Source organism: Enterobacter sp. 03-F-07-AD-ECC, assembly GCF_047530935.1.
Taxonomy (GTDB): Bacteria; Pseudomonadota; Gammaproteobacteria; order Enterobacterales; family Enterobacteriaceae; genus Enterobacter; species Enterobacter cloacae.
On record NZ_JBLKBZ010000009.1, the window covers coordinates 1 to 19,321 of the forward strand.

General features: G+C 57.9%; 16 protein-coding genes. 2 read left to right on the forward strand and 14 right to left on the reverse strand.

Going from position 1 to position 19,321, the window contains the following annotated elements; all coding sequences use genetic code 11:
• Nucleotides 1-85: 85 nt before the first annotated feature.
• The 12 genes from ACMWKA_RS14905 to hpaG form a co-directional block, all read right to left on the reverse strand.
• Nucleotides 86-2,239: a carbon starvation CstA family protein gene (locus ACMWKA_RS14905; RefSeq protein WP_029882188.1), complete on the reverse strand. Its 2,154-nt coding sequence runs from the start codon at nucleotides 2,237-2,239 to the stop codon at nucleotides 86-88.
• Between the two features lie 205 nt (nucleotides 2,240-2,444).
• Entirely contained in the window at nucleotides 2,445-3,347 is a 903-nt protein-coding gene (locus ACMWKA_RS14910; RefSeq protein ID WP_020688847.1) for a helix-turn-helix transcriptional regulator, read from the reverse strand.
• 178 nt (nucleotides 3,348-3,525) lie between these two features.
• Entirely contained in the window at nucleotides 3,526-4,038 is a 513-nt protein-coding gene (locus ACMWKA_RS14915) for a 4-hydroxyphenylacetate 3-monooxygenase reductase subunit (RefSeq protein ID WP_020688846.1), read from the reverse strand.
• Nucleotides 4,039-4,055: 17 nt separating this feature from the next.
• Complete coding sequence (gene hpaB / locus ACMWKA_RS14920) at nucleotides 4,056-5,618, reverse strand: 4-hydroxyphenylacetate 3-monooxygenase, oxygenase component (RefSeq protein WP_013095447.1); 1,563 nt, start codon at nucleotides 5,616-5,618, stop codon at nucleotides 4,056-4,058.
• 177 nt (nucleotides 5,619-5,795) lie between these two features.
• Nucleotides 5,796-6,728, reverse strand: a complete 933-nt coding sequence (gene hpaA, locus ACMWKA_RS14925) for a 4-hydroxyphenylacetate catabolism regulatory protein HpaA (RefSeq protein WP_029882186.1) — start codon at nucleotides 6,726-6,728, stop codon at nucleotides 5,796-5,798.
• A 9-nt stretch (nucleotides 6,729-6,737) separates the two neighbouring features.
• Nucleotides 6,738-8,084: a 4-hydroxyphenylacetate permease gene (hpaX, locus tag ACMWKA_RS14930; RefSeq protein ID WP_023620766.1), complete on the reverse strand. Its 1,347-nt coding sequence runs from the start codon at nucleotides 8,082-8,084 to the stop codon at nucleotides 6,738-6,740.
• A gap of 21 nt (nucleotides 8,085-8,105) precedes the next feature.
• A complete protein-coding gene (hpaI, locus tag ACMWKA_RS14935; RefSeq protein ID WP_038981110.1) occupies nucleotides 8,106-8,903 on the reverse strand; it encodes a 4-hydroxy-2-oxoheptanedioate aldolase in 798 nt (265 codons plus the stop codon).
• 9 nt (nucleotides 8,904-8,912) lie between these two features.
• Nucleotides 8,913-9,716 carry a 2-oxo-hept-4-ene-1,7-dioate hydratase gene (gene hpaH / locus ACMWKA_RS14940; RefSeq protein ID WP_020688843.1) on the reverse strand — a complete coding sequence of 268 codons (804 nt, stop codon included), beginning with the start codon at nucleotides 9,714-9,716 and terminating at the stop codon, nucleotides 8,913-8,915.
• A 57-nt stretch (nucleotides 9,717-9,773) separates the two neighbouring features.
• Nucleotides 9,774-10,154 carry a 5-carboxymethyl-2-hydroxymuconate Delta-isomerase gene (locus ACMWKA_RS14945; RefSeq protein WP_058678929.1) on the reverse strand — a complete coding sequence of 127 codons (381 nt, stop codon included), beginning with the start codon at nucleotides 10,152-10,154 and terminating at the stop codon, nucleotides 9,774-9,776.
• 9 nt (nucleotides 10,155-10,163) lie between these two features.
• A complete protein-coding gene (gene hpaD, locus ACMWKA_RS14950; RefSeq protein WP_013095453.1) occupies nucleotides 10,164-11,015 on the reverse strand; it encodes a 3,4-dihydroxyphenylacetate 2,3-dioxygenase in 852 nt (283 codons plus the stop codon).
• A gap of 1 nt (nucleotide 11,016) precedes the next feature.
• Complete coding sequence (hpaE, locus tag ACMWKA_RS14955; protein ID WP_013095454.1) at nucleotides 11,017-12,483, reverse strand: 5-carboxymethyl-2-hydroxymuconate semialdehyde dehydrogenase; 1,467 nt, start codon at nucleotides 12,481-12,483, stop codon at nucleotides 11,017-11,019.
• The gene (hpaG, locus tag ACMWKA_RS14960) at nucleotides 12,480-13,757 is read right to left on the reverse strand and encodes a 4-hydroxyphenylacetate degradation bifunctional isomerase/decarboxylase (RefSeq protein ID WP_013095455.1); all 1,278 of its coding nucleotides are present in this window, start codon (nucleotides 13,755-13,757) and stop codon (nucleotides 12,480-12,482) included. The genes hpaE and hpaG overlap by 4 nt, the downstream gene beginning before the upstream one ends.
• A 268-nt stretch (nucleotides 13,758-14,025) precedes the next feature.
• On the opposite strand from hpaG, the gene hpaR reads away from it, so the two are divergent.
• Together hpaR and tsr are read left to right on the forward strand one after the other, a co-directional pair.
• Entirely contained in the window at nucleotides 14,026-14,466 is a 441-nt protein-coding gene (gene hpaR / locus ACMWKA_RS14965; RefSeq protein ID WP_013095456.1) for a homoprotocatechuate degradation operon regulator HpaR, read from the forward strand.
• 83 nt (nucleotides 14,467-14,549) lie between these two features.
• Complete coding sequence (gene tsr / locus ACMWKA_RS14970) at nucleotides 14,550-16,214, forward strand: methyl-accepting chemotaxis protein (RefSeq protein WP_095427792.1); 1,665 nt, start codon at nucleotides 14,550-14,552, stop codon at nucleotides 16,212-16,214.
• A 72-nt stretch (nucleotides 16,215-16,286) separates the two neighbouring features.
• On the opposite strand, the gene ACMWKA_RS14975 is transcribed toward tsr, so the two are convergent.
• The gene (locus tag ACMWKA_RS14975) at nucleotides 16,287-16,805 is read right to left on the reverse strand and encodes a GNAT family N-acetyltransferase (protein WP_246932347.1); all 519 of its coding nucleotides are present in this window, start codon (nucleotides 16,803-16,805) and stop codon (nucleotides 16,287-16,289) included.
• Nucleotides 16,805-19,096, reverse strand: a complete 2,292-nt coding sequence (gene opgB / locus ACMWKA_RS14980; protein WP_038420877.1) for a phosphatidylglycerol--membrane-oligosaccharide glycerophosphotransferase — start codon at nucleotides 19,094-19,096, stop codon at nucleotides 16,805-16,807. Before opgB ends, ACMWKA_RS14975 begins: the two co-directional genes overlap by 1 nt.
• Nucleotides 19,097-19,321: the final 225 nt, after the last annotated feature.

The window sequence follows — 19,321 nt, forward strand, 5'->3', positions numbered from 1 at the left end:
CCCTAACCCTCTCCCCATAGGGGAGAGGGAACTTGTACACCCTCTCCCCTATGGGGAGAGGGCTGGGGTGAGGGGTATTAGTAGATTAATGGTGCGAAGAGGTCTTCACACCGCCTTCCGGTACCGGCACGTACGGGGTCTCTTTGTCCGTACGACCTTCAGCGTTACGCACTTTCATCCAGGTTTTGATGCCGTAGAAGATAATGCTGTACACCACCACCAGGAACAGAATGCTCAGACCCGCGTTGGTGTAGTTGTTCACCACGATATGGTTCATGTTGGCAATCTGCTGGGCGGTGAGATCCGCGCCACCGGCGGCAATTTTCGCTTTGTACTGGTTAGCCATGTAGAAGAAGCCTTCCAGCTGCGGGTTGCTGCTGAACAGTTTCAGACCCAGCGCCCAGGTGGTGCAGAGCAGCAGCCACAGCGCAGGCACCACGGTGACCCAGATGTATTTGGTGCGTTTCATCTTCACCAGTACCACGGTGCCGAGCACCAGGGCAACGGCTGCCAGCATCTGGTTAGAGATACCGAACAGCGGCCACAGGCTCTTCACGCCGCCGAGTGGGTCAACAACGCCCTGGTACAGCAGGTAACCCCACAGGCCAACGCAGCCCGCGGTACCCAGCACGCCCGCCACCAGCGAGTCGGTTTTCTTCAGGAACGGCACGAAGTTACCCAACAGATCCTGCAGCATAAAGCGGCCTGCACGGGTACCGGCGTCCAGCGCGGTGAGGATGAACAGCGCTTCGAACAGAATACCGAAGTGGTACCAGAAGCCCATGTCTGCCCACGGCAGCACTTTGTGGAACACGTGTGCAATACCTACCGCCAGCGTCGGTGCGCCACCGGCGCGGTTCAGCACGGACGGTTCGCCGATGTCTTTCGCGGTCTGCATGATCTGCTCAGGCGAAATCACAAAGCCCCAGGAGCTGACGGTCGCCGCCGCGTGGGCGCTGGCGTCCTTCAACTGCGCCATAATCAGCGCCGCGTTGTCACCGCCCATCTCATGCAGGTTTGGCATGGTGATGCCCAGGCCTGCCGGCGGGGTGTTCATCGCGAAGTAAAGACCCGGTTCGATGATAGACGCAGCCACCAGCGCCATGATCGCCACGAAGGATTCCATCAGCATGGCACCGTAACCGATGAAACGCGCGTCGGTTTCGTTGGCCATCAGCTTCGGCGTGGTGCCGGAGGAGATCAGCGCGTGGAAGCCAGAAACGGCACCACAGGCGATGGTGATAAACAGGAACGGGAACAGGGCGCCTTTCCACAGCGGACCGGTACCGTCAATGTACTGGGTCACCGCCGGCATTTTCAGTTCAGGGTTGATGATCACAATACCGATCGCCAGCCCGACGATGACGCCGATTTTCAGGAAGGTCGCCAGATAGTCACGCGGAGCCAGAATCAGCCATACCGGCAGAAGGGCAGAAATAAACGCGTAACCAATCAGGGCAAAGGTGATGGTGGTGTCTTTAAAGGTCAGCGCCGGACCCCAGTACGGGTCGTGCGCAATCACACCGCCGAAGTAGATAGAGGCAACCAGCAGCACGATACCAATGACCGACACCTCGCCGACGCGGCCAGGGCGCAGGAAGCGCATGTAGATCCCCATGAACAGCGCAATCGGCACGGTAGAGCAGACGGTAAAGACGCCCCAAGGACTTTCTGCCAGCGCTTTCACCACAATTAATGCCAGCACCGCGAGGATGATGATCATAATCAGGAAGCAGCCGAAGAGGGCGATAGTACCCGGCACGCGGCCCATCTCTTCTTTGATCATCTCACCCAGCGATGAACCGTTACGGCGCGAGGAGATAAACAGCACCATAAAGTCCTGCACCGCACCCGCCAGCACTACACCAGCGAGCAGCCACAGGGTACCCGGCAGGTAGCCCATCTGCGCGGCCAGTACCGGGCCGACCAGCGGGCCAGCGCCTGCAATGGCGGCAAAGTGGTGACCAAACAGCACATAGCGGTTGGTTGGCACGTAGTTCAGGCCGTCATTGTTAATGACCGCCGGGGTGGCACGCGTCGGGTCGAGTTTCATGACCTTCTGCGCGATGTATAAGCTGTAGTAGCGATAAGCCACAAGGTAGACGGAAACCGACGCGACCACGATCCACAGGGCGCTTACGTGTTCGCCCCGGCGTAATGCGACAACCGCCAGACAGAAAGCGCCGAGGATCCCGAGTAAGGCCCAGGGCACGTGCTTCAGTAGTTTTTTAGTATCCATAGTAAGACCTGGTTTTTTATGTAAAGAAAAAAGGGTCAGGGTTCGTTGTGAGGAGGTATTGAGTAATGCTGGAGCGATCGTGCCAGAAGCTTGCGCGCGTAAAGGGGAGAAAATGGGTGAGTGGTTGAAAGTGCCTGGTGAGCGGTCAAAGGGGGCGGCGAGTGGTTCAGGCTCGCCGCCAGCGGGAAAGATAATGTGATACAGATCACCCGGTTACCGTGGCTGCGCTCCCCGCCAGGTAGCCTTCCAGCGTTTTAACCAGCTTTTCCTTAAGCCAGGCTGGCTCCAGGATCTGAATGTTGGGTAACCAGTAGAACAGCAGCGGCAGGATCTGGTTTTCATGTGCTGCCTGACAGCGCAGCGTCACGCCGTCGTGTTGCTCCTCCAGCAGCTCTTGTGCCGGGAGGAGATCGCGGCGCAGGAAGTAGTGTGAAATATTATCCTTAATAAATATTTTCACCTCGAAAGTATCTTCCGATACCCATGGATCGAGGTTTTTTTCCAACAGCCCGATCACATTTTCGTCCGGCGTAAAGGTGCGTTTCTGAATATCAAGCCAGCGAATCTGACTCAATGAGAAGGATTTTAACCGGCTATTTTCGGTAGCTTGTAAATACCATATATTTTTTTTGTTAATGAGTTTATAGGGGTTAATCAGCCGGGTTTTGCCTTTATAAACGATCTGGCAAACATTACAGTTTTTAATCGATTTTTCAATGTTGGATAAATGGCGACGAATATCACGTTCTGCCGTGTGCTCCGCCTCGTTGGCGAGAATAAGAATATGATTTTCGTCAACGCGGTTTTCGAGTTTCTCCCAAAACTCCGCGTTTCTTTCGGGGAAAAAACTATCAGCATTCAGGAAGTTAGCAAGGGTATGGTGTAATCCTTGTCCGCCGGGCGATTGCGCGGAATGGATCAGCCGATATAGCCCGTTTCCGGTATGTTCCACAATCGGGGAGAGCGCATTTAAATCCCGGTAGACGGTACGCTCGGTAATATTAAATTTCTCCATCAGCGCACTGCGGTTTATCACACCGTTTAAATGTAGCTCAAGGAGAATATCGACCAGACGTTCAGCCGAGCGGCTCCGCGTCGTTTTAGCCATAAGGTCTTCCTGTATATTAGGGTATGCGCTGAATGATGCGGGTAGCACTGACACAGCGTGTCAGTATTCAGGCACAGAAAATTTCTCTTATGGCTATATAACGGCGTGATTTAGCGGAAACCTTAGGAATTTTTGCAGAAAGGCGCGCTGGCCTCAGGAGGGCCAGCGCGGGAGGGGATCACACGGCTGCTTCCGGCTCCATCATTACCGGGTGGAAACGGCGTTTGAAATAGATCAGGCCGTGGCCCTCTTCACTGAGGATGATATTTTTAATTTCAACAAGATAAACCAGATGCGTGCCGATGGTTTGCACCTGACTTATCTCGCCTTCCAGGCTTGCCAGCGCCCCTTTCAGCACCGGTTGCGCCAGAGGACCTTTCTGCCAGCAGGAGAGGGTAAAGCGCTCCTCCATGGCCATCCCGGTCATACCGGCGAAATGGCGAGCCATGATCTCCTGCTCGTGGTTGAGCACATTCACGCACAGTTTGCCGTTGCCCTGAAACACCGGGTTCATGGCGCTGTTGGCGTTGATACAGACCATAATCGACGGCGGGGAATCCGTTACCGAGCAGACGGCAGTGGCGGTGATCCCGCAGCGTCCGGCATCGCCCGCCGTGGTGATGACATTCACCGCGGCCGACAGGCTGGCCATGGCGTCGCGAAAACGCAGGCGTTGTTCATCTGAATGCATTGAAACCTCCCGCTGCGTTATTTCAGCAGCTTGTCCAGCATGTTGATATCGCTGTTGTTGTGCAGGTGTGGCACCGTCCAGCCGTGTTGGTCGTACTCAGACATGCAGCGGTCGACCATCGCCATCATTTTGTCCATGTTGCCGGAGCTTTGCGCCTGGCGCAGACACTGCAGGCGAATTTCGTCCTGGCTGCCGGAGTAGTTGATCTCATACAGCTCGTGACGGCCGCCAAATTCGCTGCCGATGGCATCCCACATCAGCTTCAAAATCTTGATGCGTTCGACGTGATCCATGCCGTTGGATCCGCGCACGTACTTCGCCAGATACTGATCGATCTGCGGGTTGTTCAGATCCCGTGCGCTGGATGGCAGGTAGATCAGCCCGCTGGTGACGTTACGTTCGATGATGTTTTTAATCTTCGCGTAGGCCATTGGCGCCATCACGCGATAGGTTTGCAGCGCCGCGTGATCCGGCAGGTACGCGCCATTCACCCACGGCGTGGCTTCGGAACACATGGAGTCGCTCAGCGCCCAGAACATATTGCGCCAGGCGACCACTTCGCCGAGATCTGCCTGCACGCCGCGGAACTCCAGGGTGCCGGTACACTCCAGCGATTTTTTCAGCAGGGCGGTGATGAAGTCGAGCTTCACCGCCAGACGCACGCAGGCCTGCAGCGGGTACATGCGGGCAAAACCGCCTTCCATGGTCCAGCGACGGCAGCGGTCGAAATCGCGGTAGATCAGCACGTTTTCCCATGGGATCAGTACATTATCCATCACCAGGATCGCGTCGTTCTCATCAAAACGGCTGGAGAGCGGGTAGTCGTACGGCGAGCCGGTAGCGCCAGCCACCATCTCGTAGGAGGCGCGGGAGATCAGCTTCACCCCTTCGGCGTCCATTGGCGCGACGAACATGAGCGCAAAGTCCGGGTTTTCGCCCATCACCTGCGCGGAGCCAAAGCCGATCATGTTGTAGTGGGTCAGCGCGGAGTTGGTGGCAACCACTTTGGCGCCGCTGACGATGATCCCGGCGTCGGTCTCTTTTTCCAGCTTGATATAGACGTCTTTCACCTCGTCCGCCGGTTTGTGGCGGTCGATAGGCGGGTTGACGATAGCGTGGTTAAAGTACAGGCCGGTTTCCTGAATGCGGGTATACCAGTTACGGGCATTTTGCTCAAACTGGCCGTAGAAGGCCGGGTTCGCGCCAAGCGCGCAGCCGAACGCGGCTTTGTAGTCCGGCGTGCGGCCCATCCAGCCGTAGCTCAGGCGAGACCACTCGGCGATGGCGTCTCGCTGCTGACGCAGGTCGTCGGCGCTTTTCGCCACGCGGAAGAACTTATGGGTGTAACCGCCGCTGCCGGTGTCGGTGCCCCAGCACAGCGTATCCTGCATGTCCGGTTTGTGCAGCGCGTCGTACATCTGCGCGATGGAGGCCGCCGCATTGCGAAACGCCGGATGGGTGGTGACGTCTTTAACGCGCTCGCCGTAGATATAAATCTCGCGGCCATCCTGCAGGCTTTTTAAATACTCTTCGCCGGTTAACGGGCGTTTGGTATCAGCGCGGAACTCTTCAGGCTTCATAGGGACCTCGTATCGGAATTGGTTTGTTAAATTTATGTTTTGTTTTTGTTGTTTAATTGAAGCGTGAGAGGGGCGGAACGTGAAGGGACGATTGGGACAACGGCAGGTACTTTTCGCGAGAGATCGCAGAGTGTGATTTCCCTCACCCTAACCCTCTCCCAACAGGAGAGGGGACGGTTACTCTCTCTCCCGTTGGGAGAGGGCAGAGGTGAGGGCAACAGGGGAAACCGGTACTTTCTGCGCCCGATACGCGCTGGGCGAGCAACCCGTCAGGCGATTGAAAAAGCGGGCAAAATAGGCCGGATCCTTAAAGCCCAACTGCCACGCAATCTCGCTGACCGTACTGTCGGAAAAGAGCAACAGCCGTCTGGCTTCGCGCAGCTGGCGGTCGAAGATCAGCCGCTTCGGCGGACGGTTGGCGAAGCGGCGGCAGATATCGGTCAGGCGGGATTCGGTCAGGTGGAGTTCACAGGCGTAGTCCGGCACCGTCCAGTGCTGGTGATAGTGGGTGTCAATCAACTGGGTAAAGCGCTGGAACAGTTTTAACTCACCGCGCATGCCGCCTGAAGCGTGGTCGTCGAGCCTGGCGTTACGCAGCAGCAGGGTAAAGACCGCCTGCGCGAGCAGCACCAGGGTATGCTCGCGCCCAGGAAGTTGCCCGGTGGATTCCCTGGCAATCAGCTGCCAGTAGTGCCTGAGCGCCGCCAGCTCGTCGGGCTTATCGGCCAGCGACAGGCAGATCCCCGGCAGGCCAAACGCTTCTCGCGTGCCGGGGTAGAGCACCTCCAGCAGCGGCCAGATGAGATCCTCGCGTACCGTCAGAACGTGGCCATCGCTGTCGGATTCGGTGATAAACGCGTGCGGCACCGACGGTGGGGTAATGACGAACAGCGGAGCCTGCACCGAGTAGCGATGATCGTCGAGCTGGAGTTCTATCTGCCCGGTATCAAGAAAGTGCATCTGAAAATACTGGTCGTGACGATGCGCCTGCATGTCGCGGCCAAAAAAGGCCGCCATGCGGGCGAACGACTGATAGTGCACATCGTCGGTGCCCAGACTTTCGTCGTACTCTTTGCTGATATCGATATTGGCGACGGGGCTCTGGCACATAGCTCCTCCTCAGTGGATCTTCTGTGCCGCCATCCCCGGATCGCGCCCGAGGCTTTCCTGGCGGGTCATTGGGATCCGCGTCAGCACCAGCGCGCCCACCACCAGCAGCCCGGCGACGAACCACAGCCCGGAGCTGAAGCTGCCGGTGGCATCACGCAGAATGCCGATCAGCAGCGGGCTGACAGCGGATCCGACGTTGCCGATAGCGTTGATCACCGCCAGCGCCACCGCACGGGACTGCACGCTAATAACCTGATCCGGCGTGGTCCAGAATATCGCCATGGCGGTAAACGATCCGGTTGAGGCCATGATGATGCCAAGCAGCTGGATCAGGCTGTGATCGGTGGCCGAGGCCAGCATCCATCCCGCCGCCGCGAAGAGATACGGCAGGATGGTGTGCTTTTTTCGCTCTTTCAGCCTGTCGGAGCGACGGCTCCACCAGATCATGCCGAGGATGGTGCAAAACTGCGGGATCGCCGCCAGCAGGCCGATCACAATGTTGCTGCTGCCGGTGTTGAAGCTTTGCAGGATCTGCGGCGTCCAGATGTTGATCGCACTCAGCGTGTTCGTCAGGCAGAAATAGGCCAGCGTATAGAGCAGTACCGCCGGGGTCAGGACTTCACGCAGCGTTGAACGCGGCGTGGCGGCATGCGCCACCGCCAGCTCTTGCTCACGGGCGATCATGGTTTTCAGCGTTTGCTTTTCTTCATCATCCAGCCAGCTGGCCTGATCCGGGGTGTCGTTAAGGTAGAACCAGGTCACCACGCCGAGCACCACCGACGGCAACCCTTCCAGCAGGAACAGCCACTGCCAGCCTTTCAGATTCCACAGCCCGTCCATCGCCAGGATGTAGCCGGAAAGAATAGAGCCGAGCATCATGGTTACCGGCATGGCAATCATAAACAGCGCGTTGGCGCGGGCGCGGTGATAGGCCGGAAACCACCAGGTGAGATAGACCAAAATCCCCGGCAGGAAGCCAGCCTCGGCAATGCCCACCAGCATGCGCAGCACATAGAGCGTTTCCGGGCTGGTGGCGAACATGGTGCAGGTGGACGCGATCCCCCACACCACCATGATCCCGGCGATCCAGCGCCGGGCGCCGATCTTCGCCAGCATGATGTTGCTCGGGATCCCGCATAGCACGTAGGTGACGTAAAAGAGCGTCGCGGCCAGGCCAAACATCGTGGAGGTGAGGCCCAGATCTTTGCCCATCGTCAGCCCGGCAAAGCCAATGTTGATGCGATCGAGAAACGAGAAGACAAACAGGATGAAGAGAAACACGATCAAACGACGGAACAGCTTATTTATAACGCGATGTTCAACAGCTTTATTATCTTGCAGGGTAGAGGTCGTCATGGTGCGCTCCAGATCTTACGTTTAGTAGACGGATTTATTGTTATTAACTGACGTAACCGGGTGATCGATAAAACGTGCCGCCAGCGCTTCGGCGCTGCGGGCGAGCAGGGTGGTGTCGACGCCGACGGCGACAAACAACGCACCGAGTTCGAGATAGCGTTTGGCCAGCTGCTCGTTGGCCATCAGGATGCCGGGCGCTTTGCCGGCGCTCAGGATCTGCGCGATCGCCTGTTCAATGGCCGCCTGCACTTCCGGGTGCTGAGGATTACCGGCAAAGCCCATGTCGGCGCTCAGATCCGCCGGGCCGATAAACACCCCGTCGACGCCGTCCACATCCAGGATCTGCGGCAGGTTTTTTAGCGCCTCGCGGGTTTCGATTTGCACCAGCACGCACATGGCGTCGTTGGCCTGGTGCAGGTAGTCCGGGATGCGGTTCCAGCGCGAGGCCCGCGCCAGGGCGCTGCCCACGCCGCGAATACCCGCAGGCGGATAGCGCGTGGAACGGACCGCCAGACGGGCTTCTTCGGCGTTTTGTACCATCGGTACCAGCAGGGTTTGCGCGCCCACATCCAGCAGCTGTTTGATCTGCACCGGATCGTTCCACGACGGGCGGACGACCGGCTGGCTCGGATAAGGGGCGATGGCCTGCAGCTGGGTTAGGACGGTCTGCACGGTGTTCGGCGCATGTTCGGCGTCGATCAGCAGCCAGTCGAAACCAGCCCCCGCCAGCAGTTCGGCGCTGTAGCTGCTGGTCAGCCCCAGCCATAAACCAATCTGTGGTTTTCCGGCTTTCAGCGCCGTTTTGAATGCGTTTTGCATGGTTATCTCCTAGACAAAGCGGCAGCTGATGGAGCCCATGTTGCCGTAGTCCACGTGGAAGGTATCGCCTTTGCTGGCCGCGACCGGACGGGTAAACGAACCGCCGAGAATGATCTGGCCTGGCTCAAGCTGAACGTCGTAGGGGGCAAGTTTGTTGGCCAGCCACGCCACGCCGTTAGCCGGGTGGTTGAGCACGCCCGCGGCGACGCCGGTCTCTTCGATCACGCCGTTGCGATAGAGCAGGGCGGAGATCCAGCGCAGATCCAGCTCGTCGGGCTTAATCGGACGGCCGCCGAGGATCACGCCCGCGTTGGCGGCGTTATCGGAGATGGTGTCGAACACCTTGCGCGGGCGCTGGGTTTCCGGGTCAATGTTGTGGCAGCGGGCATCGATGAGCTCTAGCGCGGGGATGACATAATCTGTGGCGTTGTAGACGTCGAAGATCGTGCAGTTCGGTCCGCGCAGCGGTTTTGCCAGCACGAAGGCCAGCTCCACCTCAATGCGCGGGACGATAAAGCGATCGACGGGGATGTCGCTGCCGTCGTGGAAGAACATATCGTCCAGCAGCGCACCGTAGTCCGGCTCGCTGATCTGCGAGCTGGCCTGCATCGCTTTTGAGGTGAGGCCGATCTTGTGGCCTTTCAGCACGCGGCCTTCGGCGATTTTCAGGTTCACCCATTCGCGCTGTACGGCGTAGGCGTCTTCAATCGTGATCTCCGGGTACTCCAGCGAGATCGCGCGGATCTGCTCCCGGGACTGCTCCGCCTGATGCAGGCGGTGGGCGATCAGGGTATGGGTGTGTTTGTCGAGCATGGCGATATCCTGTTTTATGTTTGTTTTCTCCCTCTCCCAGTGGGAGAGGGGACGGTATTACGTAAACAACGCGTGCACGTTGTTTTGCTTGTAATTGAGCGTCGGGTGCAGTTCGTCGAGCTCAAACGACAGCGCCAGATAGCGGGCGGCCATGAGGTTGGCAAAATGCGCTTTGATCAGCGCAAACAGCATCTCCCCCACGGCCTCGCGGCTTTCCTGGCTGCGCCCGGCACCAATCTTCAGCGTCATATGCACAAAGGCGTAATCCTGCTTGCCGTCCGCCATCTGCCAGGTATCCAGCCAGTGGGCGCGGCTGCGGATACCGCCGATGGGGAAAATACCGGTGGCGGCCAGCGCCTCGTTCACTTTGGCGAACAGCCCCGGCAGGTCGGCCTGCTCGCGGATGTTGTCGGTACATTCAGCGATAAAATGCGGCATGGTGGCTCCTTACGCGGGCAGCGGGAAAACGGCGTTAACCTGGCCGGTACCGGAGCTGGCGAACAGCTCGGTGAGGAATTCAACCTTGCCGTCGTATTTGTCCCAGCCGAGCATGCCCAGCAGCATCACCGTGTCGTGCATGTTGCCCTCGCCGTAGCAGTAATCGGCGTACTCCGGCAGCATGCTGCAGAACTCTTTGAACTGGCCTTCGCGCCATAGCTTCACCACCCGTTCGTCCATCTGGCGGTCGAACTCGCGGGTGTAGCTGTTCATCCCTTCTTCCGCACGCTGGTCGTCGATAAAGCGGTGCGACAGTGAGCCGCTGGCGAGCACCGCCACGGTGCCATCATACTTTTCAATGGCGCTGACGATGGCCTCGCCCAGCCTGCGGCTGTCGGCGAAGTCGTGAACCGTGCAGAACGCCGAGATGGAGACCACTTTGAAGTGCTTATCCGCGTTCATGTAGCGCATCGGCACCAGCGTGCCGTACTCCAGCTTCAGGCTCGGGATGTTGTGCGCTTTGGCGCGCACGCCAAGCTTGACCGCCTCGTCGGCGATCAGTTGCCCGAGCTCCGGGTTGCCGTCGTAGTCGTAGGTCATGTCGCGGATAAAGTGCGGCAGCTCGTTACTGGTGTAGATGCCTGAAAAATGGTCCGCACAGTTGATGTGATAGGCGCTGTTCACCAGCCAGTGGGTGTCGAAGACGATGATGGTGTCGACGCCCAGCTCGCGGCAGCGCTTGCCGATCTCTTTATGCCCGTCGATGGCCCCCTGACGGCAGCCGTGGTTTTTACCCGGCAGCTCAGAGAGATACATTGACGGTACGTGCGTGATTTTTGCCGCTAACGCTAACTTTCCCATTTTAGATCCCCCATTTTGGAATCGGATGGTCGCCCATGGAGATGCAGACGTTCTTCATCTCCGCGAACACCTCAAAGCTGTACTCGCCGCCTTCGCGCCCGGTGCCGGAGGCCTTCACGCCGCCAAACGGCTGGCGCAGATCGCGCACGTTCTGGGTATTCACGAACACCATGCCCGCTTCGATATTGCGCGCCAGACGCAGCACTTTGCTGACGTCCTGGGTCCAGATGTACGACGCCAGGCCGTACTCCACGTCGTTGGCCAGGCGCAGCCCTTCCGCTTCGTCCTTGAACGGCAGCAGGCATGCTACCGGGCCGAAGATCTCCTCCTGCGCCACGCGCATGCGGTTGTCGACATCCGCCAGCACCGTCGGGCGCAGGAAGTTACCGCCTTTCAGGTGCGCAGGCAGGTCGGCCGGTTTGTCCGGGCCGCCCGCCAGCAGGGTCGCGCCCTCCTCAATGCCCAGGCGGATATAGCCGGAGACTTTCTCCCAGTGCTGTTGGCTAATCAGTGCGCCAATCTGGGTATTCGGATCGGTCGGATCGCCCACGCGCAGGCGGTTGGCGCGCTCGGCGAAGCGTTTGACGAATTCCGGGTAGATGCTCTGCTGGATGAAAATGCGCGAGCCCGCGGTGCAGCGCTCGCCGTTGATGGAGAAGATGGTGAACAGGGCGGCGTCCAGCGCGCGCTCAATGTCGGCATCTTCAAAAATCAGCACCGGGGATTTGCCGCCCAGCTCCATGGAGTATTTCTTCAGCCCGGCGTTTTTCATGATATTGCGCCCGGTGGCGGTGCCGCCGGTGAAGGAGACGGCCCGCACGTCGTGATGGCGCACCAGCGCATCGCCTGCCGTGGCGCCATAGCCCTGCACCACGTTCAGCACGCCCGCCGGAATACCCGCCTCCAGCGCCAGTTCGCCCAGACGGTCGGCGGTCAGCGGCGAGAGTTCAGACATCTTCAGCACGGCGGTATTCCCCAACGCCAGGCATGGGGCGACCTTCCAGGTGGCGGTCATAAACGGCACGTTCCACGGCGACACCAGCGCGCAGACGCCCACCGGCTGCACCAGGGTATAGTTCAGCATCTTGTCGTCAACCGGGTAGGTTTTGCCGTTCATCTGCTGGCACACTTCGGCGAAGAACTCAAAGTTGTGCGAGGCGCGCGGGATAAGCACGTTTTTGGTCTGGTGGATGGGCAGGCCGGTGTCGGCGGTTTCCATCGCGGCAATGTCCGGCACGTTCTGGTCAATCAGATCGCCCAGGCGACGCATCAGACGCGCACGCTCTTTCATCGGCAGGTTGGCCCACTTTGGGAAAGCCTCTTTTGCTGCCGCCACGGCCTGATGGATTTCCGCTTCCCCGCCGGCGGCGACTTCTGCCAGCACCTCGCCGGAGGCCGGGTTGGTGGTGTGGAAGTAGTCGCTTCCCGCCACGTTTTTGCCGTTGATCCAGTGGTTAATCTTTTTCATTTTGCCGTCTCCTCACTCACAATCCGGTTTACCAGGCGACCCACGCCTTCCACTTCCACCACCACTTCATCCCCCGGTACCACGTCGGACAGTCCTTTTGGCGTGCCGGTGGCGATCATGTCGCCCGGCTGCAGAGTCATGAATTCGCTCAGGTATGCAATCAGGTATGGGATGCTGAAGATCAGATCCGCCGTGGTCCCTTCCTGACGTAATTCACCGTTGACGAAGGTGCGCAGGGTTAAGTTATGCGGATCGGGAATGGCTGCTTTTGGCACGATGTTGGGGCTGATGGGGGTTAACCCGTCGCGGCTTTTGACCCGCAGATTCGGGCGGTAGTAATTTTCGAGATAGTCGCGAATGGCGTAGTCGTTACAGACCGTGTAGCCCGCAACAAAATCCATCGCCTCGGCTTCACTGACCTTACGCGCGGTTTTGCCGATGACCACCACCAGCTCCGCCTCGTAGTGCATGTACTCAACGTTGTCCGGGCGTACCGAGGTCTGGTTGTCGCCGTTGAAGGTATTGGGCGCTTTGATAAATACCAGCGGCTCTGTCGGTGGCGTGAATGCCAGCTCGCTGGCGTGATCGGCGTAGTTCAGGCCGAGGGCGAACAGCGTGGGGTGAGGGTGCGCGCCCTGAGCCATCGCCACGTCGCGTTCATCCACCACCGGGTTTTCCAGTGCCGGGAACCCTTCCGCCAGAATGCGTACCCGATCGCCAGGGCGGATCTCGACGCGGCTTTGCGGCGTGCCGAGCAAGATCGCATCGCCCGGATTCAGGGTCGCGAACTCGCTCAGGGCGCTCAGCAGTTCGGCGGCGTTGCGCTGTAGCCCGGCGGTGTTCCAGTGGTCCGCTTCGCGGCCGTTGATTTCGGTGATGATAGTCAGGTTATCCACGTTGTCGACGGCGACCAGCTCACCCAGCGGACAAAACCCGTCCCGGCATTTGGCTTTGATTGCCGGGCGATAAAAGCTCTCTTCCGGCAGGCTTACCTCGTTGGCCAGCGCGTATCCGGCGATGTAGGCCGCTGCGTCCTCCACGCGAACTTTGCTGGCCGTTTTGCCCACCACCAGCGCGACGGTTGCGCCGCTCAGCACCGTCTCACCCTGCGGGAACGGGATGGGTTCACCTGCGCGGATCACCGTGTTGTGTGGCTTGATAAACCACACCGCGGTTTTTGGCGGGGTGTTGTAAGGGGCTTTTTCAAACGCCTCAGCCCAGGCGTCGCGCTGGCTTTGGTGGTTCAGCGCCACGGCAAAAACGGTACCTTTCATTGACATACTCCTCAAGCCGGAACGCCGGCGTTAATTTTGTTAATATGTTAATGATCTGGTTTTATGCTTTTGCTGATTATTTCGCAATCAGAAGTGAAACATTTGTGATATGAATAACAATAAATTTACATTTTCGTTTGAAATGATATATTTATCATCGTGTTAATAAAGTGCTGTTGTTTCTGTTAGACTTTTCGATGGTCAAAAAGCAGTTGATTAAAACAGCGATTTTGAATTGTTTACTTGTTAACAATAAGCGGGAGTGGCTATGCATGATTCTTTAACTATCGCCCTGTTGCAGGCGCGGGAAGCGGCAATGTCCTACTTCCGACCGATTGTGAAGCGGCATAATCTGACCGAGCAGCAGTGGCGCATTGTGCGAGTGCTGGCTGAACATCCCTCGATGGATTTTCACGATCTGGCGTTTCGGACCTGCATATTGCGCCCGAGCCTGACGGGCATTCTGACGCGCATGGAGCGCGACGGTCTGGTGCTGCGCTTAAAACCGGTCAATGACCAGCGCAAACTGTACGTGTCGCTGACCAAAGAGGGCAACGCGCTGTACGAGCACGCTCAGGCGCAGGTGGAAGAGGCGTACCAGCAAATAGAGGCGGAATATACGCCGGAGAAGATGAAACAGCTGACGGCGCTGCTTGAGGAGTTTATCGCGCTGGGAAACCGCCATAACGCAGCGCGTGACGAAGAGTAAAAACCACAAATTAAAGGATGATTTTCGTAAAGTTTTCCCTTTCCAGGCCGAAAATTCTGTATCTGTCTGAAGGAAGAGAAAACATGTTAAACCGTATCAAGATTGTCACCAGCTTAATGCTGGTTTTAGCGATATTTGGCCTTTTACAACTGACCTCCGGTGGTCTTTTCTTCAATGCCCTGAAGCATGACAAAGAGAATTTCACCGTCCTGCAAACCATTCGCCAGCAACAATCCACGCTGAACGCCAGCTGGGTGGCGTTGCTGCAAACCCGTAACACCCTGAACCGCGCGGGCATCCGCTACATGATGGATCAGAACAATATCGGCAGCGGCGCGACCGTGAACGATCTGATGCAAATTGCCTCTGTGTCACTGAAACAGGCGGAAAAAAACTGGGCTGCCTACGAAGCCCTGCCGCGCGATCCGCGTCAGAGCGACGCTGAAGCGATGGAAATTAAGCGTAACTACGATATTTATCACGGCGCGCTGGCGGAGCTGATTCAGCTGCTGGGTGCAGGCAAAATTAACGCTTTCTTCGATCAGCCTACCCAGAGCTATCAGGATGGTTTTGAGAAGCAGTATGTGAACTACCTGCTGCAGAACGACAAGCTGTATCAGATGGCGGTGGAAAACAGCAACAGCTCTTACAGCCAGGCGATCTGGGTGCTGATCAGCGTGCTGATGGTTGTGCTGGTGGTCATCGTGGGCGTGTGGCTGGGTATCAAGCAGGCGCTGATCTCTCCGCTGACCCGTCTCATCGACAACATCCGCCATATCGCCAGCGGCGATCTGGTGAAGCGCATTGAAGTGGAAGGCGCTAACGAGATGGGTGAACTGGCCGACTCGCTGCGTCATATGCAGAGCGAACTGGTACGTACCGTTGGTGACGTGCGTAACGGCGCAAACGCTATCTACAGCGGCGCGAGCGAAATCGCGATGGGCAATAACGATCTCTCTTCCCGTACTGAACAGCAGGCCGCTTCCCTGGAAGAGACCGCAGCCAGCATGGAGCAGCTGACGGCGACCGTGAAGCAGAACGCCGAAAATGCCCGCCAGGCGAGCAACCTGGCGCTGAGCGCGTCTGAAACCGCACAGAAGGGCGGGAAAGTGGTGGATAACGTGGTGCAAACCATGCGCGACATCGCGGGCAGTTCGCAGAAAATCGCCGATATTATCAGCGTGATTGACGGTATTGCCTTCCAGACCAATATTCTGGCACTGAACGCGGCGGTTGAAGCTGCACGTGCGGGTGAGCAGGGGCGCGGATTCGCCGTCGTGGCAGGTGAAGTACGTAACCTGGCCCAGCGCAGTGCCCAGGCTGCCCGTGAGATCAAGAGCCTGATAGAAGACTCCGTCGGTCGTGTGGAAGTGGGCTCAACGCTGGTGGAAAGCGCCGGTGAAACGATGGGTGAAATCGTTAATGCGGTGACCCGCGTGACCGATATCATGGGCGAAATCGCCTCTGCCTCTGATGAGCAGAGCCGCGGTATCGATCAGGTTGGTCTGGCGGTGGCGGAGATGGATCGCGTGACTCAGCAGAACGCCTCGCTGGTTGAAGAGTCTGCTGCTGCCGCTGCGGCGCTGGAAGAGCAGGCGAGCCGCCTGACGCAGGCCGTCGCGGTGTTCCGTATTCAGCAGGAGCAGATGAAAGCACGTGAGTTTGCCGCAGCCAAAAGCGTTGCTGCACCGGCGGTGATGCGTAAACCGGCGACCGCGGATGCGGGCGATAACTGGGAAACCTTCTAACGCCGTATGTGGTGCCGGGTGGCGGCTACGCCTTACCCGGCCTACGCAATGACGGTGCGCCACCGGGCGATATTACAGAGGCAGGCGCATGGCACAGCGAGCGTCATACGCTAAACCGTGCGCCGTCTCTTCTTCGCGTTTTTCACGCAGTTCAGGCGTCAGCGTCGTTATCATTTCAAACCCCAGCCGCGCATAGAACGGCGCATTCCACGGCACGTCCCGGAAGGTTGTCAGCGTCAGCGATGCCAGCCCCCTTTTGCGGGCCTGGTCAGCGACACAGGCGATGAGCCGTCGGCCGATCCCTTTTCCCTGCCAGTCCAGATGCACCGAAAGCTCCACGATGAACAGCGACGAAACGTGCGTCTCTGCGAGGATAAAACCGACCGGCTGGTCGTTGGCCTGCGCCAGCCAGCTCAGTCCGCGTTCGGCGTAGTCGAGATGCTGCTCAGCGGAAATGACCTCGCCCTCTGCAAGCCAGGCGAGTTCCGGGTAATCCCGGAAACGCTCGCCCGCCGCGCGTTCTATGGCGGGCAGGGCGGTGACGTCACCGGGGCGTGTTGGGCGAACGGTGATGTTAAGGCCGACACGCATTAGCCTGCGTTACCCACGATTTTAATTTCGACCATGCCAATCCCGAGCTCGCGCGGTGAGTGGCCGAGAATATTGCCTTCATTGGTAGATTGCGGCTCTGGCGGCACAATCACCAGGGTATTACTCCGTGAAGGATTATCGAAATGCAGCGTGGTGGTGCTGACTTCGTTGCCAAGGGTCAGCGTTTGCTCGCTGTCGCCCACCCGTACCGGAACAGGGCGGTTAGCATTAGCGCCATACGCTTTGGCGGTGATCACCAGGTCGAATTTCTGCGGCAAGGGGTGGGCATACTCAATTTTTACCTCATTGCCCAGCTGTGCGTTGGACCAGCGTCCCCAGGACTCCGGACGAGAGATACCGCTGAACTGTTTAACCTCTTCCGGCGCACCGGCGACGTTGAAGATAAAGCTGTCGGCTTTATAGCGAATATCGTTGTCGACGATTTTCAGCATATCAATGTTGCGCTGATAGCGGGCGGTATCGATAACCGTATCCCTGAAGGCGGTTTTGCCCTTCCATACTGGCTTATCCACGTGCTGCACGGTTTGCTCCCCGCCTAGCTGCCCCTGAGAGACACACCAGTCCGTCGACAGCGCCAGCGGCGGCGACCAGAGCTGGCCCATTTTGTAGCACTTATCGACCCAGACAAAGTTATCACGCGGGGCAAACTCCGCCAGCTGGAAGCGCAGCGGCGCCGAGTATTCGCTTTCAGGCAGCGGCTCAACGCGGTTATCCGACACGCGCAGCAGCAGCGGCAGCCGGAAGTGGCTGCCTGAGAAGGCGATCGTTTTTTTATCCTGATCGATAGTGAAGTCTTTCATCTCTTTCGGGAAGTTCCACAGACGTATGATATCCGGCTTCCAGGCGAGGATTTTTTCCTTCATGTTGAGGAACACTTCGGACAGCGATTGTCCCGACAGCGTGCTGCGGCCAAGACCAATAAAGTTGTCACCGCCAAGAATATCCAGCACCGTGGCACCGTTATCCATCGAATTACGCTTGGTGGCGATTACCTCCTGCTGCGGTTTGTCGCCGCGCAGAACGAAGAACAGGTTGCTGCGATCCTGTTTGTTCAGCTGATCCCACGCGCTGTTTTTCATCGCCAGATGGTCTGAAGAGACCACGATCACCGTGTTTTTGAACCAGGGTGAGGTTTTGATTTTCTGAACAAGGGCGGCGATATGCTCCTGGCTACAGGTGACGGCGCTGAAGGATTTATTATCTTTGCCGTCAATGTCGTAGCGTTTGCGCTTGCAGGTGCGCGAGACGAAACCGTCAGGATGGTGAGTATCTACCGTCAGGGCAAAGAGGGAGAAGCGTTTCCCGGCGCGGGACAGTTCTTCGAATTTTTTCCAGGTCTCATCCAGCACGGTATCGTCGTAGAAGCCCCAGTCGTTGCGGTAAGTGGGGTCGGCGACGGTCGTTTTTAACTCTTCTGAGCCGTACAGATGATCAAACCCGTGTGATTTCAGGAACACATCTTTCCCGGCAAAGCGCAGGTTGGCCCCCTGGACAAAATAGTTCTCGTAACCGGAGTTTTTCAGGATGTCGCCCAGGCAGATATTCTGCGGGAAGAAGCTCGACATTGAAGCTGAGGCGTTGCCTTCAAAGGGGGCAAACAGAGGAATGCCGCACTGGGAGGCAACCATTCCGGCAATGGTGTAGTCGGTGCCGGGCAGCTGCATGGTGTGACTGAAGTCGAGGCCTTCGTTTTTCAGCGCGCCCAGATCCGGCGTCAGGTTCGGGAAGGCGTCGTTATCGAAATAGGTCCTCTCCAGACTCTCGCCGTAGATGTACACCAGATTAAGCTTCGGGTTGGCTATCGTTTTCGATGGCTCTTTATAGTACGCCACGAAATCCGGGTCACCGTCGCGCGACTGGGATTTCACCAGCTCGGTGATCTGATGAAATGCCGGGCTGGCATCCACTGAGGCCAGCGCAAGGAAAAGCGCCAGCAGGCTGTAGCCATGGTGGTGCGGAAGATGACGGCGGCGGCGCAGCACCCAGGCGAGCGCGCCAAAAATGGTCACCAGCGCCAGCACCAGCCCCAGACCGGGGAGGATATACTTACCCACGCCCGCGCCCGTCAGGCTATTGGTCAGGGTGTAGAGCACCGCATCGTTTATCCCGTCTCCGGTAAAGTAATCGCTGGCGTAGAGCGTAATGTTTAAAACAATAAAAATGCCGAGCACCACCAGCGTGGCGATAAACCACCAGGTATTACGGCCAGCTTTCCAGGCGTAAACGCCGATGGAGGCCAGAAAAAGGGCAAGGGACATTAACTCTGACAACAGCATATCCTCATGACGCCAGGTGCTTCGCTGGCTAATTGATTATTTTTTGGGTAATACAATGTAATGGCGATGTCGCTAAGCTGCAATTTTAGTGTCACGAAAGTGTGCCGTTGTTAGGAATTGGTTTAGAAAATCGTTTTTTTGAAGGCGGTCGCATCCTGCTGTACGGATGCTGAGACGAGGGCAGAAGGGGAAAATGCCGGTTTCACGCCGCGTTGCAAG